Annotated in this window: 24 protein-coding genes; 6 read left to right on the plus strand and 18 right to left on the minus strand. The window is 71.9% G+C overall.

Annotation, left to right across the window (positions count from 1 at the left end; all coding sequences use genetic code 11):
• Position 1: 1 nt before the first annotated feature.
• From BJ971_RS25195 to BJ971_RS25205, 3 genes are all read right to left on the minus strand, one after another.
• A complete protein-coding gene (locus BJ971_RS25195) occupies positions 2-628 on the minus strand; it encodes a class I SAM-dependent methyltransferase (RefSeq protein ID WP_184995683.1) in 627 nt (208 codons plus the stop codon).
• Positions 629-738: 110 nt separating this feature from the next.
• Positions 739-1,284, minus strand: coding sequence for a DUF1062 domain-containing protein (locus BJ971_RS25200; RefSeq protein WP_239087451.1), 546 nt, complete (start codon positions 1,282-1,284; stop codon positions 739-741).
• A 280-nt stretch (positions 1,285-1,564) separates the two neighbouring features.
• Positions 1,565-1,702, minus strand: a complete 138-nt coding sequence (locus BJ971_RS25205) for a hypothetical protein (protein WP_184995684.1) — start codon at positions 1,700-1,702, stop codon at positions 1,565-1,567.
• A gap of 159 nt (positions 1,703-1,861) precedes the next feature.
• Between BJ971_RS25205 and BJ971_RS25210 the strand changes: the two genes are divergently transcribed.
• Positions 1,862-2,470 carry a helix-turn-helix domain-containing protein gene (locus tag BJ971_RS25210; protein ID WP_184995685.1) on the plus strand — a complete coding sequence of 203 codons (609 nt, stop codon included), beginning with the start codon at positions 1,862-1,864 and terminating at the stop codon, positions 2,468-2,470.
• Here BJ971_RS25210 and BJ971_RS25215 read toward each other — a convergent pair.
• The 4 genes from BJ971_RS25215 to BJ971_RS25230 form a co-directional block, all read right to left on the minus strand.
• On the minus strand, positions 2,467-3,456 hold the full coding sequence (locus tag BJ971_RS25215; RefSeq protein ID WP_184990010.1) for an IS481 family transposase: 990 nt from the start codon (positions 3,454-3,456) through the stop codon (positions 2,467-2,469). The genes BJ971_RS25210 and BJ971_RS25215 overlap by 4 nt on opposite strands.
• 107 nt (positions 3,457-3,563) lie before the next feature.
• Positions 3,564-4,283, minus strand: coding sequence for a zinc metalloprotease (locus BJ971_RS25220; protein ID WP_184995686.1), 720 nt, complete (start codon positions 4,281-4,283; stop codon positions 3,564-3,566).
• Positions 4,284-4,290: 7 nt separating this feature from the next.
• Positions 4,291-7,563: a MalT transcriptional regulator family protein gene (locus tag BJ971_RS25225; RefSeq protein WP_184995687.1), complete on the minus strand. Its 3,273-nt coding sequence runs from the start codon at positions 7,561-7,563 to the stop codon at positions 4,291-4,293.
• A 73-nt stretch (positions 7,564-7,636) separates the two neighbouring features.
• Entirely contained in the window at positions 7,637-8,755 is a 1,119-nt protein-coding gene (locus BJ971_RS25230; protein ID WP_184995688.1) for a trypsin-like peptidase domain-containing protein, read from the minus strand.
• Between the two features lie 65 nt (positions 8,756-8,820).
• Between BJ971_RS25230 and BJ971_RS25235 the strand changes: the two genes are divergently transcribed.
• Together BJ971_RS25235 and BJ971_RS25240 are read left to right on the plus strand one after the other, a co-directional pair.
• Entirely contained in the window at positions 8,821-9,150 is a 330-nt protein-coding gene (locus BJ971_RS25235; protein ID WP_239087178.1) for a TM2 domain-containing protein, read from the plus strand.
• Between the two features lie 42 nt (positions 9,151-9,192).
• The gene (locus tag BJ971_RS25240) at positions 9,193-10,368 is read left to right on the plus strand and encodes an FAD-dependent oxidoreductase (RefSeq protein WP_184995689.1); all 1,176 of its coding nucleotides are present in this window, start codon (positions 9,193-9,195) and stop codon (positions 10,366-10,368) included.
• Here BJ971_RS25240 and BJ971_RS25245 read toward each other — a convergent pair.
• The 5 genes from BJ971_RS25245 to BJ971_RS25265 are packed head-to-tail and all read right to left on the minus strand — an operon-like array spanning position 10,337 to position 13,972.
• Entirely contained in the window at positions 10,337-11,278 is a 942-nt protein-coding gene (locus tag BJ971_RS25245) for a PH domain-containing protein (protein ID WP_184995690.1), read from the minus strand. The genes BJ971_RS25240 and BJ971_RS25245 overlap by 32 nt on opposite strands.
• The gene (locus BJ971_RS25250) at positions 11,275-11,592 is read right to left on the minus strand and encodes a PadR family transcriptional regulator (RefSeq protein ID WP_184995691.1); all 318 of its coding nucleotides are present in this window, start codon (positions 11,590-11,592) and stop codon (positions 11,275-11,277) included. Before BJ971_RS25250 ends, BJ971_RS25245 begins: the two co-directional genes overlap by 4 nt.
• A gap of 28 nt (positions 11,593-11,620) precedes the next feature.
• Positions 11,621-12,136: a VanZ family protein gene (locus tag BJ971_RS25255; protein WP_184995692.1), complete on the minus strand. Its 516-nt coding sequence runs from the start codon at positions 12,134-12,136 to the stop codon at positions 11,621-11,623.
• A gap of 37 nt (positions 12,137-12,173) precedes the next feature.
• Entirely contained in the window at positions 12,174-12,851 is a 678-nt protein-coding gene (locus BJ971_RS25260; RefSeq protein ID WP_239087177.1) for a response regulator, read from the minus strand.
• The gene (locus BJ971_RS25265) at positions 12,821-13,972 is read right to left on the minus strand and encodes a sensor histidine kinase (protein ID WP_184995693.1); all 1,152 of its coding nucleotides are present in this window, start codon (positions 13,970-13,972) and stop codon (positions 12,821-12,823) included. The genes BJ971_RS25260 and BJ971_RS25265 overlap by 31 nt, the downstream gene beginning before the upstream one ends.
• Positions 13,973-14,141: 169 nt before the next feature.
• Between BJ971_RS25265 and BJ971_RS25270 the strand changes: the two genes are divergently transcribed.
• On the plus strand, positions 14,142-14,729 hold the full coding sequence (locus BJ971_RS25270) for a hypothetical protein (protein ID WP_184995694.1): 588 nt from the start codon (positions 14,142-14,144) through the stop codon (positions 14,727-14,729).
• Here BJ971_RS25270 and BJ971_RS25275 read toward each other — a convergent pair.
• The 3 genes from BJ971_RS25275 to BJ971_RS25285 are packed head-to-tail and all read right to left on the minus strand — an operon-like array spanning position 14,716 to position 17,528.
• The gene (locus BJ971_RS25275; protein WP_184995695.1) at positions 14,716-15,846 is read right to left on the minus strand and encodes an alkane 1-monooxygenase; all 1,131 of its coding nucleotides are present in this window, start codon (positions 15,844-15,846) and stop codon (positions 14,716-14,718) included. The two genes, BJ971_RS25270 and BJ971_RS25275, sit on opposite strands and share 14 nt — an antisense overlap.
• Positions 15,847-15,849: 3 nt before the next feature.
• Complete coding sequence (locus BJ971_RS25280; protein WP_184995696.1) at positions 15,850-16,452, minus strand: TetR/AcrR family transcriptional regulator; 603 nt, start codon at positions 16,450-16,452, stop codon at positions 15,850-15,852.
• Positions 16,449-17,528 carry a GGDEF domain-containing protein gene (locus BJ971_RS25285; RefSeq protein WP_184995697.1) on the minus strand — a complete coding sequence of 360 codons (1,080 nt, stop codon included), beginning with the start codon at positions 17,526-17,528 and terminating at the stop codon, positions 16,449-16,451. Before BJ971_RS25285 ends, BJ971_RS25280 begins: the two co-directional genes overlap by 4 nt.
• A gap of 169 nt (positions 17,529-17,697) precedes the next feature.
• Here BJ971_RS25285 and BJ971_RS25290 point away from each other — a divergent pair, with 169 nt between their 5' ends.
• Complete coding sequence (locus BJ971_RS25290) at positions 17,698-19,590, plus strand: putative bifunctional diguanylate cyclase/phosphodiesterase (protein ID WP_184995698.1); 1,893 nt, start codon at positions 17,698-17,700, stop codon at positions 19,588-19,590.
• On the opposite strand, the gene BJ971_RS25295 is transcribed toward BJ971_RS25290, so the two are convergent.
• The gene (locus tag BJ971_RS25295) at positions 19,583-20,485 is read right to left on the minus strand and encodes an alpha/beta hydrolase family protein (RefSeq protein WP_184995699.1); all 903 of its coding nucleotides are present in this window, start codon (positions 20,483-20,485) and stop codon (positions 19,583-19,585) included. The genes BJ971_RS25290 and BJ971_RS25295 overlap by 8 nt on opposite strands.
• 137 nt (positions 20,486-20,622) lie before the next feature.
• Here BJ971_RS25295 and BJ971_RS25300 point away from each other — a divergent pair, with 137 nt between their 5' ends.
• Positions 20,623-21,063, plus strand: a complete 441-nt coding sequence (locus BJ971_RS25300; protein ID WP_184995700.1) for a MarR family winged helix-turn-helix transcriptional regulator — start codon at positions 20,623-20,625, stop codon at positions 21,061-21,063.
• Positions 21,064-21,073: 10 nt separating this feature from the next.
• Here BJ971_RS25300 and BJ971_RS25305 read toward each other — a convergent pair whose 3' ends face one another.
• Both BJ971_RS25305 and BJ971_RS25310 read right to left on the minus strand, forming a co-directional pair.
• Positions 21,074-21,874 carry a class I SAM-dependent methyltransferase gene (locus tag BJ971_RS25305; RefSeq protein WP_184995701.1) on the minus strand — a complete coding sequence of 267 codons (801 nt, stop codon included), beginning with the start codon at positions 21,872-21,874 and terminating at the stop codon, positions 21,074-21,076.
• A gap of 17 nt (positions 21,875-21,891) precedes the next feature.
• Positions 21,892-22,329, minus strand: coding sequence for a nitroreductase family deazaflavin-dependent oxidoreductase (locus tag BJ971_RS25310; protein WP_184995702.1), 438 nt, complete (start codon positions 22,327-22,329; stop codon positions 21,892-21,894).
• Positions 22,330-22,349 lie beyond the last annotated feature (20 nt).

The following is a 22,349-nucleotide window of genomic DNA, read 5'->3' on the forward strand; positions in this document are numbered from 1 at the left end:
CCTAGGCCTTGCGTGCCAGCAGTTGAATCTCCTGGAACTGCCGGCGGTCCGTGGGCTGCGGCTCACGGACCGTCCGGGCCACCTCGGCCAGTCCGGCCTCGCGCAGCAGCGCGGCGAGGTGATCGGGCCACCACCGGTAGGCCGGCGCGACCGAGTGATCGTAGATCTGTGTCGGGTGTGACCGGTCCTCGCTCGCCGGGAAGGCGATCAGGAGGTGGCCGCCGGGCGCCAGCACGCGGTGGAACTCCGCCAGGATGACGGCGATCTCCGGCGGCGGGGTGTGTATGACCGACCAGCGGGACAGCACCCCGCCCAGCACGCCGTCGGCGATGTCGAGCGCGGCCATCGTTCCCACGTCGAACCGCAGGTCCGGGTGGGCCTGCCGGGCCAACTCGATCATCACCGGCGAGACGTCGACGCCGAACGCGGACAGCCCCAGCCCGTTCAGGTGGGCGGTGATGTGGCCGGGGCCGCAACCCAGGTCCGCGACCCGGTCGTTGCCGGTCGCGGTGACGAAATCGGCGAAGGCACCCAGCATCGCGCGGTCCAGCGGACTGTCACGCAGGGAGTCGCGGAACAGCTCCGCATAGGTGTGGGCAACGGCGTCGTAGGGTTCGACTTCGACCATGCCGTGACGTTAGTTCCCCGCCTCGGCCGGCTCGGCCTCGGGCCCACCGCGCTGAGCGCGCTGGTGCCCCGAGGCCGCTCCGGGCGTCATGCGACCGGGGACTTCAAGATCTATCCACGCGCCTCCCACCGGCGGAGGGTGAAGCTGAAGTCGCCGGACGAGTTACCGGTGAGGCGGTGTTTCGAGGTGAGGCTGCCGTCGGCGATGAGCCGTTGCACCTGCGACCGCGACACCTCCAACCCGGCCGACAGCAGCCTCGTCAGCCTGATCGGGATCGGCCGGAGGAAGCGGACCGAGGTGTCGATCACCTCGGCCGCCGGGTCGCGGACCGCCTCCCTCTCGAGAGCCCACGCGCCGTCCCAGTCGAGCGACACGCCGTTTCGGCGCAGCAGTACCGGGTCCGCCAGCAACGTCGCCGCGAGTGCGACGTCGTTGTCGTGGAACCGGGTCAGGGTCGACGCTTCGATGGCGCGGACGTTGGTCCGTTCCAGGACGGTCAGCTTGACGGTCTCCCCGCACCCGGCGCACAGCGCCAGGAGCCAGACGTCGAGGAGCTTGTGGTTCGCGTTGACCCGGAACTTCCCGTGCGCGCGGTACCGCGACGACGCGCACCTCAGGCAGCGGCGACGGATGAGCGGAAGGCCCGTCGGGCGCACCAACCACTGTGTTTCTATGGAGTTCATTGACAAGTGCCGATCTGCTGCGACATTTCCGTGCGGAGACCACGCTCCGCGGAGGAGTCCGCGCATGACGCAGGAGGTCATGCGGGATGCCCGTGCTCCCAGCGAGCAGGGCCCTGCACCGAGCGGCATGCCGGCTCGGTGCGGTGGAATGTCTCAGCTGATGTACAACGGCCCGTCCTTGATCAGTGGCACGACCCGGCGACGCTAACAGCGCGACGCGGTACGGCTCCACCGGTTTTCGATGGGCGCTCGCTCAGCCCAGGAACTGAAAGGCCACGAAGCCCGCGATGACCACGAGCAGCATCACGACCACCGTGACCGGCCCGAGCGGGGAAGGGCCCTTGTCGCCACGCGCGCGTGGGTCGGGCAACGCATAACGGCGGCTCAGCATCATTCCAAGCTACGAATCCCGGGTTCGGCCGGTCTATGACGCATTCCCTGCGGCAGTACCCCGCATGCGATGGCGGCACGCCGACGAAATGCTGGCACAGCCCGCGACACTCATCGAGGATCAGGACCCCACACGCCCGCAGGGGAGGCATGACCGTCGATGCTCGTCCGGGTCGCCGTCTCCGATCCCCTGCCCCTGTTCCGGCGGGGCGTCGTCGCCGTGCTCTCCGAGGCCGGATTCGCCACCGAGACCCCGGACGACCTGCTCGCCTGGGCCCTGGACGGCGAGCGGCGGATCGTGCTGCTGACCCTGCACTCGTCGTCGGACTGGGCCCTGCTGTCCGCCCTCGGCGCGGCGCGCACCGGGCTGGTCGTGGTGGCGACCCTCGAGGCGCCCAGCACCGCGCTGTACGTCCGCGCCGTCCTCGCCGGCGCGGCCGCCACGATGCGCCGGGACGCCACGCCGGAGGACATTCGCGAGGTCTTCGCCGCGGCGGCGAGCGGCCGCAGCCTGCTGCCCACCGAGGTCGTGCGGGAGCTGAGCGGTACCCCGGGAGCGCGTACCCCCGCCGATCCGGCGCCGCCGCCGGAGCGGGAGATCGACTGGCTGCGCCAGCTCGCCGGCGGCGACAGCGTGCGCGCCGTCGCCGACCGGGCCGGCTACTCCGAGCGGATGATGTTCCGGCTGCTGCGGGATCTGTACACGAGGCTGGGCACGGCCAACCGGACGGAGGCACTGATCCACGCGCAGGGAAAGGGCTGGCTCTAGGTGTTCTGCCCAGACAGGTTAGGGACACGGCTGGCGGGTGGGCCGCCGAGTGCGGTGTGGTGCCGGTGATTGTTGTAGGTGTGCAGCCAGGTGGGCAAGGCCGCTCGTCGGGCGGTCTCTGATCGGTAGGCCTTGGCGTAGGCCCATTCGTCGGTCATGGTGCGGTGGAAGCGTTCGACTTTGCCGTTGGTCTGGGGCCGGTAGGGGCGGGTCTTCTTCACGGTCACGCCCAGCTGGGTGCAGGTGTCATGCCAGAGCCGGGATTTGTAGCAGGAGCCGTTGTCGGTCAGGACCCGGGCGATGGTGATGCCGTGGCGGGTGAACCAGGCGTGCGCGCGGTGCCAGAACGCGGCAGCGGTCTCTTTGCGTTCGTCGTCGAGGATTTCGGTGTAGGCCAGCCTGGAGTGGTCGTCGATCGCGGTGTGCAGGTAGGCGTAGCCGAGCCGGGCACCGCCCCACGCGTCAGTGCCGTGACCTGTGGTGGCGGTGCGGTTGAGTTTGCCGCGTGCGCGGCCTTGGGTGCGCCAGCCGCCGCCGTCGGGGATGTTGCCGAGTTTCTTGATGTCGACGTGGATCAGGTCGCCCGGGCAGGGGTGTTCGTAGCGGCGGACCGGTTGGCGGGTGGCCCGGTCGAGATGGGTCAGGCGGGTGACGCCGGCGCGGCGCAGGATGGCGTGGCAGGTCGAGGCGGGCAGGTCCAGACGGCCGCCGATTCGTGCCGGTCCCCATCGGCGGCTGGTGCGCAGGTGCAGGACCTGGCGTTCGACGTGGAGGTGGGTGCGGTCCGGGCTGTGATGTGGCCGGCTGGATCGGTCGGTCATGCCCGTGACGCCTTCGGCGCGGTAGCGCTGCGCCCACCGCTGTGCTGTTGTCGGGCTGACCTGGAACCGCTCTGCGGCTCGGCGTAGCGGCCAGCCGTCGTCCACGACACAGCGGGCCAGGCGCAGTCTGCCGCGTTCGGTCAGGGGTGCATTAGCGTGGGGCACGAGGACCTCCCGGGTGATGCGGAACCTTCGACAAGCTCCACCTCACCCGGAGGTCCTCACCCAATTCAAGAACTAAGCCCTGTCACCAACGTCCATGGACAGAACATCTAGGGATAGATCCGCCGGGCGAACTTCTTGTCCATTGCGGAGAGTTCGCTGTTCTCCGGGTACGTCAGGCCGTCGAGGGTCCAGCTCGGTGGAAAGCCGTAGATCATCACCGAGTCGGGGTCGAAGCTCGTGAACTGGGTCGCGCCGGCCGCGTACCGGTGGAAGACGTTGCTGTCGACGACCTCCGGCTTCCAGTAGTTCGGCGGGCCGGCGAGCGCCTGGTAGACCACCGGCTTGTTCCACCGGATGCCCGCGGCGGGGCTGGAGTGCTCGTGCACCAGGCCGATGGCGTGGCCGAACTCGTGGCGGGCCAGCCGGTCGACCCGCCCCGGGGTCGCCCACGGCACCTCGGCGAGGATCATCGTGGGTGCGCCGGGTGCGTAGTCCCGCTGATCGAGCGCCGTCACACCCAGCGCCGACGAGTTCTCGGCGCCCTGGAACGTCACCCTGATCTCGGCGTCGGCGGAGTCCACCACGCGGAAGCGGAGGTTCGCATGCTCGGTCCAGGCGCCGGCCGCCGCCATCACCCGTTCGCGCAGGCTCTGCTCACCGTCCAGGAAGAACACCCGCAGCGTCGAGCCGTTCGGCCAGAAGAACGTCGGGTCGCCGGCGGCCTCGAAGCCCCCGCCGCGCCGGCGGCCGAAGGCGTTGTCGGGGTCGATCCGCTCGGCGGCGGCGATGTGCTCGCCGTTCGGGGTGCTCTCGATACAGGGAAGCATGTAGCCCTCATCTCGTAGCTCGTCGGAGGCGGTTCAGCAGCTCGTCGTCGACGAAACCCTCCAGCTGGGCGAGCAGGCGCAGCGCCCGCAGCACCGCGCCCGGGGCGGTGAGCACCGCGCGGGCCTCCCGGAGCGCCGCGAGGGCGTCGTCCACATCCGCGGTCTCCCGCCCGACGAGCGCGACACCGCAGGACAGCAGGGCCCGCGCCGTCAGGGCGCCGGTGTCGTTCCGGTAGGGATACGCCTCGTCGGCCTGCTTCAGCCCGGTGCGGAAGGCCTCCATCGCCGCCTCCGGCCGGCCGAGCCGCACCTGGAGGATGCCGGCCAGTCCGTACAGCCGGGGACTGCCGCGCTCCCGCCCGGCCGTCTCGACCGCGGACAGCGCGCCGTCGAGGTCGCCGGTGCAGAGGTAGGCCTGCGCGAGGATCTCCTTCGACGCCCTGGTCAGCCTGTCGTTGCCGGCCCGGATGCCGGCCTGCGCGGCCTGGTCCGCCAGCGCGACGGCGGCGACGAAGCCGCCCTCGTCGAGCAGGATCTCCGCCTCGGCCTGCTTGGCCTCGCCGAGCAGGATGTGGTCGCCCGCGGCGTCGGCCGCGCTGCGGGCCCGGTGCAGATTGACCCGGGCCGCATCGGTCCGGCCCAGTTCGCCCTCGACCCAGGCCGCGCTGATGTACAGCGCGGCCCGGTGTTCACTCTCCTCGACGGTTCCGCGCAGGAGGCGCAGCGCGCTCGCGTGGTGCCGAAGCGCCCGATCGAGGTGACCGGCGCGGCCGGCACACAGGACGAGCCCGGCGTGCACGAAGGCGCGCTCCTGACGCAGCCCCCGTAGGCGGGTCCGGGTCAGCCACGCGGCCTTGCGGTAATGCGCCGTGGCCAGGTCGAGCCGGCCCTGCTCGAAGTACGCGTTCGCCAGCTGGATGATCAGGCGCACCCGGTCCGTCGTGACGCGCCGCCTTGTCGCGAGCCGGAGAGCCGGCCGCACGCAGGCGATCACCCCGGCGTGATCCTCCTGCTGCCGCAGCGCCCGCGCGAGCAGGGACAGCCGGACCAGCTCCCGGCGCGGATCGAGGTCGGCGAGACCGTGGAGAGACTCGACAACGGCGTCGCTGTGGCCCCACCCGTGCAGGTATCCGTCGTCGATCCGTTCGATGACGGCCAGGGCCGCGGCGTACTCACCTCCGCGGATGCGCAGTTCGATCTCGCTGAACTCGGGATGCAGCTGCTCCACCGAGCTCACCGTGGACCGGCGGACGCCGGCGAAGTACTCGGCGGCCTCGTGCAGCAGGGCCGGCTGGGTGAAACGACGCGGCTCGGCCGCGCGATCCTCCGGCTCGCCGAGCGGAATGGTGCGCAGCACCGACTCGCTCTCCCGGCCCGGCGGCAGCCAGTAGCGGTCGCCGTCCCCGCGTATCAGCCGCCGCCGACGCAGGTGTTCCAGCACCTGGTGGCTCTGCTCGCCCTTGGCGTATCCGCGCAGCAGATGATCGACGGTGGTCGACCGGACCGGGCGGCCGAAGACGGCAAGGGCCTGCACGACCCGTTTCGCGAACGGGTCGAGGCGCTTGAAGACGCGGTCGAACAGGAACGTGACGATGTCCTGCTCGCCGGCGCCGTCCATCTCGCCGATCAGCCAGGACAGGGACCGCCCGGGCGTGCTCAGTTCACCGAAGGCGAGCTCGATGGCGCGGGGCAGCCCCTTGGTGTGCCGATGGAACCAGTACAGCTCGTCGGCCGACGGTTCCGGCAGATCCCGTACGCGCTCGCCGCCCATGGCCCGGAGGAGCTTGAAGGCCTCCTCGCGGGACAGGCCCTCGCCTCGGCTCTGATACCTGGTGTGCGCGTACTTCTCGGCCAGCGCGAGGGGATCCCGCCGGCTGGAGATCAGGATCCGGACGCCGTGGTCGCGCCGGTCGAGGATGCGGTGCACGAGCGCCCGCAGCTCCCGGTCCGACAGGTCGCCGGCCGCGTTCAGCGCCGTCTCGCAGTTGTCGACGGCCACCACGACGCGATCGTCGCCCAGCGCGCGCAGCAGCGCGTTGAGCTTGTCGACCGCCGGCACCGGGGCGTGCACGAGGTCGGCGAGCTCGTCGACGCCGCGTTGTTCCGGGACCACCCGCAGCAGCGCCCGCAGCAGGACTCCCCCGTCCAGCTTCCGATGGCCCTGCGTACCCAGGTAGACGAAGGCGTCGAGCGCGGGCGGCGCCGGCCCGTTGCGGATCCGGTACAGCAACCGCGAGACCATGCCGGTCTTGCCGACACCGTCGCGCCCGGTCAGGACGAGCAGCCGGGCCGACCCGTCGGCCAGCGTGCGCTCGATCGCCTGTAGCTCCTCGATGCGATTCTGGAACTCCTTCGGCGGAACCGACGGCGGCTCGTACGGGCAGCGGACGGCCTGGCGTTCCGGCATCGCGGCGTCGGGCTCACGCTCCTTGTTCTGGCCGTCGGCGATGGCCGCGTCCACCATGCGCTCGGTCGCCGGCAGGTCCGCCATCCGGCTCTCGGCCGCGTCGATCCGCTCCGACAGGTACTCGATCTCGGCCGCGTACCAGGGCCGTTCGCGGGCGTCGGCGCCGGCCGCCTGCCGCCGGAAACGGTCCCGCTGCCGGCGCAGCCGGTCCATCAGCAGGTCCGGGGAGGCCAGCCGCTCCAGGTGCCGGAGCAGCCGCCGCCGGCCGAGCACCGGGTCGCCGGCGAGATCCACCGCCATGGTTTCGGCGATCCGGCCCGGCATGACCACGTCCGGATCCTTGACGACGCCGATGACGTCCATGCCGAGCTCGATCGCGCGTTCGAGCTGGTACAGGCAGGAGGAGTCCGGTGCGACGCTCGCACCGGTGGCGACGAACATCATGACGTCGCAACCGATGACGCGGTCGCCGGAGGTCTCCTCGAGCGGATGGAGGGTCACCGGCATCGGCGCGACCTGGTCGGTGGCCCAGCGCACCAGCCGGAGCCCGTCGGCCCGGGCGTAGGGCAGCGCGATCATGAGGTGGGTCGCCTCCCGGCCGAGCGCCTCCTCGCGGAGCTCGCCGAACGTCTTGCACTCGGGCACCTCGTGGTGCGCCCGATCGAGCAGCCGCAGGATCTCGCCGCGACCGTTGAGCTGCTGTACGAGGTGGAGGACGTTCGCGCGGTGATCGGAGCGCGGCATCACGAAGTCCTCGAAGGACAGATCGGCGGCCAGGAGCAGGTCGGTCATCGCGTCCGGTCCGGGAAACACCTTGAGCAGGGCGTCGCGCAGTTCACCCTCGCTCTTCCTGCACAGGGGTGTCGGGGGCATGCCGTTCCCATCGATCGGCGACCATCTCCATCCGTCACCGTATCGGCACGTTGCGTACAGGTGAAGGCGTCGCTCAGCCGCCCAGGGCCGAGATCGCTCCGCTGGCCGTCAGGAGATCGCGCAGCGCCGACAGCGGGATTCCCTCGTTGTAGGCCGGCGGCGGACCGCCCTTGCGATAGCTCGGATCGCCGTTCTGGTGCATCGCCACCCACTGCCAGTCCGGGCCGAAACACGGCGACCCGGAGGAGCCGCCTTTCGTGTTCGTCCGGTACCGGATCCGGGTGCCGTTGGCGTTGAGCCCGATCACACCGTCGGTGTCCAGCGAGACCTGTAGGGGCTCCTTCTCCGGGTGGTGCACGATGTGGAGCGCGGGCAGGCGCGCGAAGTCGTGCGGCTCGACCGGTAGCTCGATCCACCGCCGCGGAGCCTGCCGGGCCAGGATCAGGGGCGCGCCGACCGGCTGCTCGCCGACCCGGTCGGCCACCCGCAGCAGCGCATGGTCCAGCTGATGCGGCAACGGCAACACGCCCGAGTCCGGATCGAGATCACCGTCACCGGGCGGGCTGTGGTCGATCAACCAGTCGGGTGCGAGCGTGTGGACCGTGCCGGGAATCTGGGTGATGCCGTCGAGGTCCCGCTTGTGATCGAACCGCAGGCACACCTGCGACGACGGGATCCGCCCGAGGTGGACCTGCTCGATCACGTGGTACACCGTCATGACGACGTCCGGGCCGACCAGGAATCCGGTGCCCCGCGGCGTGCCCTCCGGGAACTCGACGCGGCACACCCGGCCCTCCGCCTGCGCACCCCGGATCAGCCAGCTCGGGAAGTCCAGCGAGGAGTTCGCCTCCCGGACGGTCAGCTGGAACTCCCTGCCGGTGAGGTTCCGGGCACCGTCGGCCGACTTGATCACCGGCGCGAGGCCGAAATTCTGGCCGAACTCGATCAGTCCCGGATGCTCCGGCCGGGCCGTGCGCGCGGCCGCTATCAGGTCCTTCCACCAGAACCTGGCGTTGGCGGCCTGGACGACCTTGCGCACCGTGGTCCAGTGGCTGTCCGACGTGGCGGCGTCCCGGTACGGCGCCAGGCTGAAGGTCAGCAGCAGGTCGGTGAAGTCGTCCGGCGGAAACGCGTGGTACAGCAGCTCCCTGAGCACGAGAATCTCCGGACCGGACAGCTGGCCAGCAAGCATCGCGCACCCCCGGGTCGACCCGCGCCCCCGAGACTAGTCCGGTCCGCCGAGCTACCGTTGCGCCGATGATGCCGGCGAACCCCCTCCCGGAGTGGGAGAGAATGCGGATCCTGCGCGCCGAGTCGGAGTACGCCGCCTGCAAGAAGGACCCGCGGATCGCGTACGGGCTGTGGTGCGCGGTCGGGATCTTCGGCGGCCACCGGTTCTACCTCGGCGACACCGGCCGCTCGATGGCGATGCTGTTCACCCTCGGCGGCTGCGGCCTGTGGACGCTGCTCGACGTGTTCGCCGTCGGCCGCCGGGTCCGCGCGGTGAACCGCGCACGACGCATCGAGATCATGGACCGCTACGGCATCATCGACCAAATCTACGTTGACCCGGGCCCACCACACTGAACATACTTTCACTGAATCTGTATTCAGTGAAGGATGGTGGACATGCGATCGATCATCATCGGTGGGGGCGTCGCCGGCGCCGCGGCCGCCCTGGCGCTGCGGCGCGTCGGCGTCGAGGCCACCGTCTACGAGGCGTACGAGGATCCGGCCGGCGACGTCGGCGCGTTCGTGAGCCTGGCCAGCAACGGCCTGCGCTGCCTCGACGTGCTCGGCTGCCTCGACGCGGTGCGCGCCGCCGGCGTCGAGGTGCCGCGGCAGCGGATGTGGTCGGCCGGCGGCCACCTGCTCGGCGACGTGCCGCGCGGCCGGCGCGGTGCGGACACCCTGCACAGCGTCACGCTGCCGCGCGGCCGCCTGGTCGCGGCGCTGCGGGAGGCGGCCGCCGCGGCCGGCGCCCGCATCGTCACCGGCGAACGCGCCGTCGCCGTGACCGAGACGGCCGACGGCGTGACGGCCGAGTTCGCCGGCGGCCTGCGCGACAGCGCCGACCTGCTGGTCGCCGCCGACGGAATCTGGTCGACCGTACGCGGGCTGCTCGACCCCGCCGCGCCCGTGCCGGAGTACGCCGGGCTCTACGCGATCTCCGGCGTGTCCAGGATGGACGGCGTGGAGCCGGGGGTCTTCAACATGACCTTCGCCCGCAACGGCGCCTTCATCCACCTGGCCACCGGCACCGGCGAGGTGTGGTGGCAGGCGCAGATCGCCCAACCGGCCGAGCCGGCCCGCGCGGGCGTCGGCGACGCGGACTGGCTGCGCGGCACGGCCCGGCTCTACCGGGACGAGAAGGTGCCGTCGGCGGTCATCGCGGCGACCACCCACCTGCACCCGCCCGTGCTCTTCCACGCGCTCGATCCGGTGCCGACCTGGCACGGCGAGCGGGCCGTGCTGATCGGCGACGCCGCCCATCCGGTCGGCGCCGGCCAGGGCGCGTCGATGGCGATCGAGGACGCGCTCGCCCTGGCCGCGGCGCTGCGGGCGGGGCCGGCGATCCCCGGCGCGCTCCAGGCGTACGACGCGGCGCGGCGCCCGCGGATCGTCAAGCTCCTGGACGCGGCCGAGGACAACCGCGGCATGAAGAAGGCCGGCCCGGTCAAGCGGCGGACGCAGGCCCTGCTCATGCGCCTGTTCCTGCCGCTGTTCTACGAACGGGCCACCGCGCACCTCTACGCCTACGAACCGCCGCGGCTCAGCGCTCGGACCGGCCCAGCGCCGCGATGAGGGACTCGATGCTCAGGACGAGCTTCTCGAGCCCGGCGATCACCTCGTCGGTCGCGGGGGCGGCCGGCTCGGTGTCCTCGTCGTCGGCACCGAGCCGCGCCTCCACCGCGGTGGGCTCGTACATCTCCTCGAGCAGGCGCAGGTAGAGCTCGTTCGGGTTCGGCAGATCGCGCAGCTGGCTGATGGTGCGCCGGGTGGTGCGGTCGCCGCTGGTGAAGCTGCCGTAGCTCAGCAGGCGTCCCAGCACGCTCTGGTTGTACTGGATGTCGACGACGCGCATCAGCGGCACCATGCGCACCCGCCGCCAGAGGACGCCGCGGGTCATCATCACCCGCTTGTTCGTGATCACGAACCGGTCGAACCACCATCCCGCGAACCGGTATGCGATGACCACCAGGGTCGCGACGCAGATCGCGGCGGTCAGGAAGCCCGCGTACTGCGGCTTGATCCTCAGCTGCGTGACCCACACGCCGAGAACCCCGTAGAGGAGGATGACCGAGCCGGCCTTGGCGATGTGGATCCAGTGGCGTTTCCACTCGCCGCGGTACCGCTCGGTCGCGAACAGGTAGCGAGCCACCAGCATCGTCGGCTCGTCCTCGCGGTACTCCCGCGGCGGAAGGGCCTCGGCCAGCGATCCGTCCGCGTCGGAGCCGACCAGCCGCCGCAGGCGGGTGAGCACCGCCGCCGACAGGAAGCCCAGGCCGGTCAGCAGCTTCAGGAGCTTCCCGGGGCGTACGTTGATGAGCGCCTGGAGCTCCTCGGACCGGACCGGCCGCTGCGGGTCCTCGTCGGCGTACTCGATCCCGGCCGCCCATCGCACCAGGACCCGGCCCAGCCAGGGCGAGAGGTCGGTGGCTTCGTTGACGACCAGTCCGAGCACGACACCGATGACGATCTCGATGCCGCTCATGTGCCGAACCTGGGGCGCAGCCGCGGAGACGGCCGGTGGTACCCGGCGGTCCGCGCGCGGGCCAGGTCGACCTTCTCTGCCACGATGCGGTAGTAGCGCAGCCGAGGTCGCTGCTCGCCGGCCTTCAGCGCCTCCCAGGAGGCGGTGATCCAGCCCATCTCCTCGAGCCGGTCGAGGGCACGGTAGACGACCGGACCGGACCGGCGGGAACGGTGCATGATCTCCCAGCCGTGTACCTCGGCCTGCCGATCCCAGGCGTCCAGGAGCACGTCGAGGACGGCCACCAGGGCGCCGTCGACCATGGATCCCGCCATGCGGTGATGCTACGGGCACCCTGAGTGATCAGGATAGTGCGCGTTCGGGTACGCGCCACCAGCGGCGCGACGCACACGCGGCCAGGCCGGCGCCGGCGGCGTTGAGCAGCACGTCGTCCACGGAGGACACCCGGTCCAGCCGCAGGACGTACTGCGCGACCTCGACCAGGACCGAGCAGCCCGCCGCGAGCGCCAGGATCCGCGGCACCGACGCCAGCGCCGCGAACCGCAGCGGCGCCAGCAGGCCCAGCGCGGCGAAGACCAGCAGGTTGCCGACGACCTGGACCGTCACCGTCAGCGGCCCGGCGGCGAGCACCGCGAGCAGGTCACGCAGCGGCACCAGGCTCACCCGGCCGGCCACGGCACCGGCCCGGTCACCCGGCGTCATGATCATCCATATCCAGGGCGCCGTCCCGTAGACGATGCCGACCTCGGCCAGCGAGCTGCGCCAGGTGCGGCGGCGGGCCAGCGCCCACGCCGCCAGCGCGGCCAGCGGCAGCACGGCCACCGTGAGGAGCACCACGCCGACGAACCCCATGACCATGCCCCGCCCCCGTCCGAACCGCGAAGCTACCCTCCCCTCACAACAGGCCCCGGTCCCGGGCGTAGATCGCCGCCTGGGTCCGGTCCCGCAACCCGAGCCGCTCAAGGATCCGCGAGACGTGGTTCTTCACGGTCCCCTCGCTCAGATGCAGCCGGGCGGCGATCTCCCGGTTGGTGGCGCCGACCGCGACCAGCCGCAGCACCGCCTGCTCCCGCCCGGTCAGGTCCACCCGCGGCGTCCGCGCCGGCTGGGCCCGGTCCAGGGCCGTGACGAGCCGGCGCACCGCCGCGCTGTCGTGCTGGTCGACGCCGGCCCGGGCCAGCCGCACCGCCTGGGCCAGCTCCCGCGCCGGCAGGTCCTTCAGCAGGTAGCCGCCGGTGCCGGCGCGCAGCGCCCGGAGCACGTACTCCTCGTCGTCGAACGTGGTGAGCATCAGGACCCGGCAGGACGGCAGCCGCTCACGCAGCAGCTCGGCGGCGCGCAGCCCGTCGAGCACCGGCATCCGGACGTCCATCAGCACCACGTCGGGCCGGGTCCGCACGGCGAGCGCCACGGCGGCCCGGCCGTCCGCCGCGGTGCCGACCACCTCGATGCCGGGCTCGATGCTCAGCAGGGAGGCGATGCCCTCCCGGATCAGCGCCTGGTCGTCGGCGACCAGCACCCGCACCGGCTCCGGCGCGGCGGTCACCGGGCCACCGCCGGCCGCGGCAGGCACGCCACCACCCGAGTGCCGCGGCCGGGCGCGGACTCCACCCGTACGCTGCCGCCCAGCGCGGCCAGCCGCTCCCGCATCCCGGCCAGTCCGGTGCCGGCCGCCGCCTCGACGGCGAAGCCCCGCCCGTTGTCCTCGACCTCGAGCACCGCGTCCGCGTCGCCGCAGCGCAGCACGACCTCGACCCGGTCGGCGGCGGCGTGCCGGCGCGCGTTGGTCAGCGCCTCCTGAGCCACCCGGTACAGCGCCTCGAGGCCGGCCCGGTCGTGCGCGGACTCGCTCCCGCTGACCTCGAGGCGTACCCGGAAGCCGGGGTCATCGAGCCCCTCGGCCAGCGACCCCAGGGCGACGGCCAGCAGGAACGGCTCGGCCCGCAGGACGCCGACGGACTCGCGTATCTCGCGCAGCGCCCGCCCCGCGGCCCGGTGCGCGTCGGCGACGGCCCGGTCGGCGACGGCCGCATCCCGGTCCCGGAACGCCTGCGCCTTCGCCAGCTGCACGCTGATCGCGGTCAGGTGGTGGCCGAGGCTGTCGTGGATGTCGCGGGCCACCCGGTTCCGCTCGGCGGCCGCGCTCAGCTCGGCCACCCGGCGCTGCGCCCGCCGGAGATCGCTCACCAGCTGCTCGGCGCGGAGCCGGCTGCGCCGCTGGTCGGCCGCGAAGGCCGCGGCGGCGAGGGCGAGCACCAGCCCGATGAAGAACATCATCAGGTCGGAGACGGTCTCCGGGTCGGCCCACCAGTCCGGGACCGACCCGGCCCGCAACACGGCCGCGACCAGGTAGGCCGCGGCCACGACGTGCCCGGCCCAGCGGCCGAGCGAGAGGTAGGCGAAGAACGGCATCAGGACATAGAGCACCCGGGCGAAACCGCCGGGGTCGGCCGCGTTCACGGCCGCCAGCAGCAGCATGCGTACGGCGAGGAGCACGATCGCCCGCCGCGGGGTCGTCGGGCCGCGCCAGTCGAGCTGCTCCACGCCGAGCAGCGCCAGCAGGGCGGCCACGAACACGGCGACGCTCATCGCACCCGCGTCCGGTGCCAGGCCCGCGACGACGAAGTAGAGGCCGGTGAGCAGCACGGCGCCGTAGAGCAGCGAGGCCATCCACCGCAGCGACGGCGCATCCATGCTGCCAGGCTAGGCAACCACCTCCAGGTTTCCTACGGTCGGGCGTCGTTTGTGGCCGATGGTCATGTGCCGAACGGCCGCGCCCGGCGCCGGATCCGGCCCGACGGCACTACCGGCGTGCGGCCGGCGCGCGGCACGGTGGCGGCGTCCGCTACCGAAGGAGTCCACCATGTCCGATCGCCTGCTGTACCGCCTCGCCGGACTTGCCGGAGTGCTCGGCGGCGCCCTCATCCTGGTGGCGGTCGCCCGCCGGGCCGGGGCGATACCGGAGAACGGCCTCACCCACGCCCTGGCGCCGCCGGCCGGCGCGCTGCTGCTGCTCACCCTGACCGCGCTCTACCTGCGCCAGCGGCAAACCGCCGGCCGGCTCGGGCTGGCCGGCTTCGTGCTGCACCACCTCGGGCTCAGCGGCCTGTTCGCGATCGAGTTCCTCACCCACGCCGTGTTGCAGTATCAGGACGCCGCGGCCCGCGAACAGGTGCTGACCGGCCCGGGACGCCCGTACTTCCTGGTGGTGGCGCTGACCTTCCTGGCCGGGGTGCTGCTCTTCGGCGTCGCCTCCTGGCGGGCCGGCGTGCTGCCCCGGATCGCGCTCGCCCTGTACGTGCCGGGCCTGTGCCTGGCGGCCCTGCGCACCTCGGTGCCCGAGGCGGCGTACCTGTCCGGGCTGGCCGTCGGCGCGATCGGCGTGACGTGGCTCGCCACGGCCCTGATCCGGGAGACCACCGGCGACCCGGCGCAGGCTATTCCGGCGTGAGCACCGGGTAGTCGGGCGCGGTGTTGGCCAGGGTGGCGTCGCCTCCGTAGTGTGCGAGCACCCGATGGTCCATCATGCGCCGCCACAGGGGCGGGATCAGCGCGACGAGCAGCATCGTGGCGTAGCCGGCCGGCAGCTGCGGCGAGACGTCGAAGCTGCGCAGGCTCTGGTAGCGGCGCAGCGGATTGGCGTGGTGGTCGCTGTGCCGCTGTAGCTGGAAGAGGAAGACGTTGGTGGTCAGCCGGTCGCTGTTCCAGCTGTGCCGCGGGTCTACCCGCTCGTAGCGGCCGGCGGCGTTGCGCTGCCGCAGCAGGCCGTAGTGCTCGAGATAGTTGACCGCCTCCAGGACGGAGAGGCCGACCACGGCCTGTAGCAACAGGAACGGCAGCACCCCCGGGCCGAAGCCGAGCGTCAGGACCGCGAACAGGGCGACGGTCATGGCCCAGGCGTGCAGGATCTCGTTGCGTACGCTCCACGGGGTGCGGCCGCGCAGCCGGTGCCGCGCGGTCTCCAGGCGCCACGCCGAGCGCAGGCTGCCCAGCACGGTCCGGGGCCAGAACCGGTAGTAGCTCTCGCCGAGCCGGGAACTGGCGGGATCCTCGGGCGTCGCGACCCGCACGTGGTGGCCGCGGTTGTGCTCGACGAAGAAGTGGCCGTATCCCGTGGGCGCCAAGGCGATCTTGGAGAGCCAGCGTTCGACGCTCTCCCGCTTGTGGCCGAGCTCGTGAGCGGTGTTGATGGCGATGCCGTTGACCAGCCCGGCGGTCAGCACGAGGCCCACCGCGCCGGCCGGGCCGGGTCCGCGGGTCCACACCGCGCAGGCCATGACCAGGGCGACGAACTGCGCGGGCAGGAACAGATAGGTGATCCACCGGTAGTACCGCGATGCCTGAAGGGCGGGCACGGCGTCCTCCGGCGGATTCCTCCGGTCGTCGCCGATGAGCAGGTCGATGACGGGGATGACACCGAGGATGAACACCGGCGTGAGCCACCACCCCGACGACGACCCGGTCGCGGCGACGAGCAGCAGCGCGACGAACGGCAGGGCCGGAACCACGAGGGCGAGCGTCCAGAGCGGGCGCCTCGTGTCACGCCAGACGTATGCAGATACATCCATGCGTCAATGCTTTACACGAACGACCTTCGTGTCAAGCAGGTGGACGAAGACCTCCGCGAGCACGTCGGCCGCGTCGGCGGCGGGCCGCCTCGGCAGCACGATGTTGCTGACGGTGAGCCGCACGATGGCGTCCGCGGCGATGTCGGCCGACTCCGGGGCGACGCCGGGCAGGTGCACGGCGGCCCAGCCGCGGATCACGTCTCCGGCGGCGTCGAGCACGATGTCGGCGCGCGTCGTCAGGAAGGGCAGCAGCTCGTCGGCGCCGGTCAGGATGGCGCGTACCAGCGGGTTGCCGTCGGCCTCCTCCAGCGCGAACCGGATCGCCGCGCGCGCCGCGGCGCGCGCGTCACCGCCGTGCGCGTTCAGGCGACGGTCCACGCCGGTCACGAAAGTCTGGATCTCCCGGACGGCTAGGGCCTCGGCGAGGCCGGCCCGGCCGTCGAACTCGTTGTAGAGCGTCTGCCGGCTGACGCCGGCGGCCCGCGCCACGTCGGCCATGCGCACGCGGTCCCACCCGTGCGTCACCGCCGATTCGCGCGCGGCGTCCACGAGCGCCTCGCGGATCCGGGCCCGGCTGTTCATCCTGGACGGCGATTCGGCACTCATCGCACAGGATCGTAGACACCATTCCGGCCGGATGGGCGCGGCAGATCCGCGGTCTTGTCCTGATACATGGCGACGTCCGCCTCGGCGGTCAGCTCCGCCAGGCCGGTGGCCGCGCCGGCGGGACGGTGCGCGGCACCGATGCTGACGCCCACCGAGATCTCGTGCCCGTCGACCCGTACCGGACGGCCGATCTCGGCGCGCAGCCGGGCGCTGAGCTCGGCCGCCTCGGCCGGGCCGGTGTCCGGCAGGAGCACGACGAACTCGTCGCCGCCCAGTCGGCCGGCCATGTCGCCGGCGCGCAGGCAGGCGCGCAGCCGGTTGCCCGCCTCGCGCAGCACGCCGTCGCCCGTCGCGTGTCCCCGGAGGTCGTTGACCTGTTTGAAGCCGTTCAGGTCGAGCAGCAGCACGGTCATCTCCCGGCCCGCCTGCCCATCGGCGTACTCCGCGATCCGGGCCCGGTTCGGCAGGCCGGTGAGGCCGTCGTGGGTGGCCTGATGCTGCAGCGCCTTGCGGGTCGCGTCCAGCTCCTTGACCTGGCGGGCGTATGCGGCCGACTGTGTGCCGCTGAGCAGCGCGACGAACAGGTGGATGGCGACCGCGAACGGCAGGTCCTCGGCGCGTACGGCCTGGTCGCCCAGGGCGATCACCGTGACGGCGAACACGGTTGAGGTGGCCGCCCACGCGATCAGCGCGCCGCGCAGCCGGTGCCGCAGGGCACCGACGACGATCGGGACGATCAGGCCCGGCCAGGTGGTGAGGTCTCCGTACACCTGGAACCAGACGACGATGCCGCTCATGACGAGGGTGTCGCCGGCCACCTGGCAGGCGCTCAGCACCGCATAGCGCGGACCGTCGGGGCGCCGGAAGTTGATCAGCGCGAGCACGTTGCCGATCGCCATCACGGCGATTCCGGCCAGACATCCGACGATGAGCTGCGGCTCGACCGGGGCGGGCATGCCGAACCAGCCGGCGAGGAAGAGCATCGTGGCCAGCAGGCCGCTGCCGCGGGAGACGAAGTTGGCTCCCTCGACCGCGCGGCGCTTGCGCAGCATCGAGGCTTCCGAGGTAGTGCTCACAGGCCCCTCATCGGTCGGGGTGAGCGGGGCATGACGGTTCACCGACGACAGCCGCGGTGGCGCTCGACTCACTTCGGAATGTGTCCGACATTCGCGCGGCGGACGCTCAGCGGGCCCGCCAGACGGCCGATGGGCCTGGCGACGGCGAGAGCGACGAGCGGGAGTGATCATGAGCCGAGTGGTGCGGAGAGGGCTGCGGCGTGACCGGCTGGCGTTCGCCGGGATGGCCACCGTCCTGCTGTTGCTCGCGGTCTTCGCCGTCAGCACCGCTTGGCGGACCAGCGACACCGCCTCGAGCGCGGCGCGGGCCGGCGAGATCGAGGAGGCCTACTGTGACGCGAGCGACGCCCTCGACGCCGAGCGGGCCCGGCTGCTGGAGTACCACCGCTCGCCGAGCCCGGAGAACCTGCACGGCTTCATCGCCGCGTCCGCCGGTGTCCGCGCCACGCTGGCCGGCATCGAGTCGACCGTCGAGCCGCGTGACCTGGCCATCGTCGCCCGGGTCCGTGAGCAGCACGACGCCTATCTGAGCATCGCGGTCGACGCCGAGACCACGGCCACGGAGCCGGTGTTCCAGGAGATGTCGGAGAGCCTCGGCGACGCCGAGGACGACTGGTCCGACGTCGCCGCCGAGGGCGTGCGGGACCTCCAGGCCAGCGAGGGCTTCCTGATGTGGGGTACCCCGATCGTTTTCGGTCTGGGACTGATCCCGCTGGCGCTCTTCGCCCGCCTGCTGTCCGGCTACCAGCGTGCCCTGCGGCACCAGGCCGGGCACGACAGCCTCACCGGGCTGCCGAACCGGGCCGAGTTCGGCGTGCGGATGGCCGCCGCACTGGACCGGGCCGCCGAGAGCGGCGCGGAGATCACGGTGCTGCTGCTCGACCTCGACCGGTTCAAGGAGATCAACGACACCCTGGGCCACCGGACCGGCGACCAGCTGCTGGCCACCGTCGCCGACCGGCTGCGCGCCGTGGTCCGCGACAGCGACACGATCGCCCGGCTCGGCGGCGACGAGTTCGCGCTGTTGATCACCCAGCCGGGCGGCGACACCCCCGAGGTGGTCGCGCAGCGGATCATGGACTCGCTCCGCGAACCGGTGGTGATCGACGGCGTGGCCCTGGTGGCCGAGGCGACGATCGGCATCGCCCGCCACCCGCGGGACGGCGCCGCCACGGCCGGTGAGCTGCTCCAGCGCGCGGACCTCGCCATGTACTCGGCGAAGGGTTCCGGCGGCGGGATCGCGAGCTACCAGCCGTCGATGGACGAGACCGACGCGCGCAAGCTGTCGCGGCTGGCCGAACTGCGCCGGGCGCTGACCGAGAACGAGCTGGTCATGCACTACCAGCCGCTCGTCGACGTCGGTAACAGCAAGCTGCACGGCGTCGAGGCGCTGGTGCGGTGGCAGCACCCGGAGGAGGGGCTGCTGGGACCGATCGAGTTCGTCCCGCTGGCCGAGAGCACCGGGCTGATCCACGACATGACCCGCCACGTCCTGCGGCTCGCGATCGGCCAGGCCGGCGAGTGGCTGCGGGCCGGCGAGGCGGTGCCGATCTCCGTCAACATCTCGACGCGCTGCCTGCTGGACGTCACGCTGCCCGACACCGTGGAAGCGGTCCTGGCCTCGGCCGGGCTGCCCGCCTCCCTGCTGACGCTGGAGATCACCGAAAGCGCGATCATGGCCGACCCGCAGCGCTCCCGCGAGGTGCTGTCCCGGCTGGAGGCGCTCGGCACCCGGATCGCGATCGACGACTTCGGCACCGGGTACACCTCGATGGCCTACCTGCGGGACCTGCCGATCCACGAGCTGAAGATCGACCGCACGTTCATCTCCCGGATGGTGGGCGAGTCGAAGGACGCGATCATCGTGCACACGGCGATCGATCTCGCCCACCGCCTTGGCCTGACCACGGTCGCCGAGGGAGTCGAGGACGAGAACACGATGACGGCGCTCGCCGACCTCGATTGCGACCTCGTGCAGGGTTACCTCGTCGGCCGGCCGATGGCCGCCGAGCAGCTCCGGGACTGGCTCGACCTCAGGCTCAACACCCTCGGCGTCAGCTGACGCCCTGGAAGCGGACCTGCGGGTCGTTCTGCGCGGTCGTGCCCCAGACCGCGTCGTACCGGGCGGTGTCGCCGGACAGCGTGTAACGGAACCAGTCGGTCAGCAGCCGGCGGGTGAGCTTGAGCTGGGTGGCCCGGTCGATGGTCGCGCTGTCGCAGAACAGGCCGCTGCTGTCCATGAAGCCGCAGTGGCTGCCGCCGACGACGGTGCGCAGCTGCTTCGGGCCCGCCTTGGCCTGGTAGATCGGGACCTGGTGGTCGGCCGGCGGCGCGATCGTGTCGCGGTCGCCGGACACGAGCATGGCCGGCGTACGCAGGGTGGCCGCGGCCGTGACCGCGGACGGGTTCGTCTCGGCGGCGGCCAGGTTGCCGACCGCACGGACCTGTGGGTTGCGGGCGGCCGCCAGGATGCTTGCGCCGGCGCCCATCGAGTGGCCGGACAGGCCGAGCGCCGCCGGGTCGACGTGACCGGCGAACCGCGATCCGGTGGTCGTGTCCTGCGCGACGAACCAGGTCAGGGTGGCGTTGAGGTCGTCGGCGAAGGCCGAGTGGTTGGCCGACAGGCCGCCCTGCGAGGTGGGCGCCGCGACGATGTAGCCCCAGGACGCCAGGTGGTTCAGCGTCGAGGTGTACTTGGCGACGCCCTGCAGGAAGCCGTGGCCGAAGGCGACGACGCCGAAGTCGCCCGCGGCGACCGGCTTGTTCGCGCCGGCCGACGTGGCCGGGTACCAGACCTTCGCGGCGACCGAGCGGCCGTTCGCGGTGACGGTGACGTCGGTGGTGCCGACCGCGAAGGCCCCCGGCGCCGAGGTGTCGTCGGCGGCGGCGTGCGCCGGTGCCGGCGCGACGAGGAGCGCCGAGGCGAGAGCGAGAGTGGCCAGTGCTGTCCGGGACATCGTGCCTCCAGGTGTTGGGAAACGGTGTATCCAAATCACCACGCGGTGCAGTATCACCGATGTTCAGCACGCTTAGCAATAGATGTGAATCAATGATTAAACCCGGACATGATCGTCCATCATGGAAAGATGATCGAATGGGAGAAGACGTCGGCTCCTGGCCGACCGGGCGGCTGTTGTCGGTCGCCGCCCGGATGGTGGAGGGCCGCTACCACCGGCTCCTCGCCGACTGGGACCTCACCCACGCCGGGCTGATCGTCCTGCACCACCTCGTCGGCGGGCCCCGGTCACAGCGGGAACTGGCGCACCTGTGCCGGGTGACCGACCAGACGATGAGCCGCACCATCGAGCGGCTGGCCCGCACCGGCCACGTCGAGCGCACGCCGGACGGCCGTGACCGCCGGCGCACCCTGGTCACGATCGGCGCCGAGGGTGTCGACGCGCTCGCCGTCGCCCGCCGGGAGGAGCGACGGTCCGAGCGGCTGTTCGGCGCCGTGGAGGACTACGACAACTTCCGGCGCCAGCTCATCACCCTGATCACCGCCGTGACCGAGGCGGACCCGGACGACCCGGCCTGACCCGCGTCGATCAGCGGCCGGCGCCGGAGGGTTTCGTGCCGACGATGAGCATCGCGTGCCGGAGCACCTTCGGATGGCGCAGCGGGTACGGCAGCGGCACGGAGTCGGCCAGGCTGCCGAGTTCCGTGATCGAGACACCCGCCCGGGCGACCGCCTCCCGGACGTCCTCGATCGACGGATAGAACTCCCGGTCGCCGAACAGGTCGAGAAAGACGTACCGGCCGCCCGGCCGCAGGACGCGCAGGGCCTCGACCACGCCGTCGGACTTGCGCCGCGCCTCGCGGATCTCGTGGAAGGTCATGCAGCTGACCACCGCGTCGAAGCCGCCGTCGGCGAACTCGATGGCGGCGCCGCTCTGCTGGAGGAACGCCGTCCGGTCGGCGACACCCTCGATCCGCGCGTTGTCCTCGCACTGCCCCTTCGAGTACTCCCAGTCCCGTCCCCAGAAGTCGATGCCCGTCACGGTGCTGTCCGGCAGCGCCCTCGCGAGCTTGACGACCAGGCTGCCGCTGCCACATCCCACGTCAAGCACCCGGCCCGCCGGCACGGGCCCGAGTTTGGCGACGATGAGCTCGTGGATGCGGCGCTGAAGGTCCCCGCCGCGCGGCGCCAGGCGGTAGACGGTGAGCGCCAGGATCATCGTGATGTAGCCGAAGAGCGCGAACGGGATCAGAAACAGCAGGAACCACGGCGACAGCGGCGACAACGCGCTCCCCGCCAGGCAGACGCCGCTGACCGCGGCGAACCGGCGCAGCCGGGTGCCGCGGACCCAGGTGCGGTAACGCGCCCGCCTGCGGATGTCCGTCGACATCGGCCGATCGTACGGCCTCAGTCCGCGACGACGCGGAAGACCGGGAAGCCCGGCCCCGCCGCGGCGATGTCCGCCTCGGGAGAGTCCGCCTTCAGCCCGTCGAAGAACGCGCCCGTCTCCCACGCCCACTTGCGCAGGTAGAGGCGGATCAGCGGCGCCTTGTCCGCGTCGGCGATCTCCACCGGGGTGAACCGCTCGGCGCGGCGGCCGAGGCGGAGCTCGCCCTCGCCGGCGGCGCGCAGGTTGCGTACCCATTGGGTATGGCCGCGGGGAGCGACCAGATAGCGCTCGCCCTCGTGGGTGAGCAGATTGACCACCGTGGTGCGGACCTCGCCGCTCTTGCGGCCGCGGACCGCGAGGACGCGGCTGCCCAGCAGGCTGATCCCGCGGGCGGTGAGCCACTTGGCCGCGCCGTTGAAGAGGTTGGCGCCGCGCTTGGGTGCCAGATACCGCATGTCGCCTCCTGAATCATGAG

Source organism: Amorphoplanes digitatis (assembly GCF_014205335.1).
GTDB classification, from domain to species: Bacteria; Actinomycetota; Actinomycetes; order Mycobacteriales; family Micromonosporaceae; genus Actinoplanes; species Actinoplanes digitatus.

Excerpts from the sequence above, each read along its gene's own strand:
- BJ971_RS25240 (WP_184995689.1), top strand. The coding sequence starts at position 9,193 with ATGCGATCGATCATCATCGGTGGGGGCGTCGCCGGCGCCGCGGCCGCC.
- BJ971_RS25210 (WP_184995685.1), top strand. The coding sequence starts at position 1,862 with ATGCTCGTCCGGGTCGCCGTCTCCGATCCCCTGCCCCTGTTCCGGCGG.
- BJ971_RS25280 (WP_184995696.1), bottom strand. The coding sequence starts at position 16,452 with ATGAGTGCCGAATCGCCGTCCAGGATGAACAGCCGGGCCCGGATCCGC.
- BJ971_RS25235 (WP_239087178.1), top strand. The coding sequence starts at position 8,821 with ATGATGCCGGCGAACCCCCTCCCGGAGTGGGAGAGAATGCGGATCCTG.
- BJ971_RS25265 (WP_184995693.1), bottom strand. The coding sequence starts at position 13,972 with ATGGATGCGCCGTCGCTGCGGTGGATGGCCTCGCTGCTCTACGGCGCC.
- BJ971_RS25295 (WP_184995699.1), bottom strand. The coding sequence starts at position 20,485 with ATGTCCCGGACAGCACTGGCCACTCTCGCTCTCGCCTCGGCGCTCCTC.
- BJ971_RS25220 (WP_184995686.1), bottom strand. The coding sequence starts at position 4,283 with ATGCTTCCCTGTATCGAGAGCACCCCGAACGGCGAGCACATCGCCGCC.
- BJ971_RS25225 (WP_184995687.1), bottom strand. The coding sequence starts at position 7,563 with ATGCCCCCGACACCCCTGTGCAGGAAGAGCGAGGGTGAACTGCGCGAC.
- BJ971_RS25300 (WP_184995700.1), top strand. The coding sequence starts at position 20,623 with ATGGGAGAAGACGTCGGCTCCTGGCCGACCGGGCGGCTGTTGTCGGTC.
- BJ971_RS25245 (WP_184995690.1), bottom strand. The coding sequence starts at position 11,278 with ATGAGCGGCATCGAGATCGTCATCGGTGTCGTGCTCGGACTGGTCGTC.
- BJ971_RS25205 (WP_184995684.1), bottom strand. The coding sequence starts at position 1,702 with ATGCTGAGCCGCCGTTATGCGTTGCCCGACCCACGCGCGCGTGGCGAC.
- BJ971_RS25230 (WP_184995688.1), bottom strand. The coding sequence starts at position 8,755 with ATGCTTGCTGGCCAGCTGTCCGGTCCGGAGATTCTCGTGCTCAGGGAG.
- BJ971_RS25305 (WP_184995701.1), bottom strand. The coding sequence starts at position 21,874 with ATGTCGACGGACATCCGCAGGCGGGCGCGTTACCGCACCTGGGTCCGC.
- BJ971_RS25255 (WP_184995692.1), bottom strand. The coding sequence starts at position 12,136 with ATGGTCATGGGGTTCGTCGGCGTGGTGCTCCTCACGGTGGCCGTGCTG.
- BJ971_RS25270 (WP_184995694.1), top strand. The coding sequence starts at position 14,142 with ATGTCCGATCGCCTGCTGTACCGCCTCGCCGGACTTGCCGGAGTGCTC.
- BJ971_RS25250 (WP_184995691.1), bottom strand. The coding sequence starts at position 11,592 with ATGGCGGGATCCATGGTCGACGGCGCCCTGGTGGCCGTCCTCGACGTG.
- BJ971_RS25310 (WP_184995702.1), bottom strand. The coding sequence starts at position 22,329 with ATGCGGTATCTGGCACCCAAGCGCGGCGCCAACCTCTTCAACGGCGCG.
- BJ971_RS25275 (WP_184995695.1), bottom strand. The coding sequence starts at position 15,846 with ATGGATGTATCTGCATACGTCTGGCGTGACACGAGGCGCCCGCTCTGG.
- BJ971_RS25195 (WP_184995683.1), bottom strand. The coding sequence starts at position 628 with ATGGTCGAAGTCGAACCCTACGACGCCGTTGCCCACACCTATGCGGAG.
- BJ971_RS25290 (WP_184995698.1), top strand. The coding sequence starts at position 17,698 with ATGAGCCGAGTGGTGCGGAGAGGGCTGCGGCGTGACCGGCTGGCGTTC.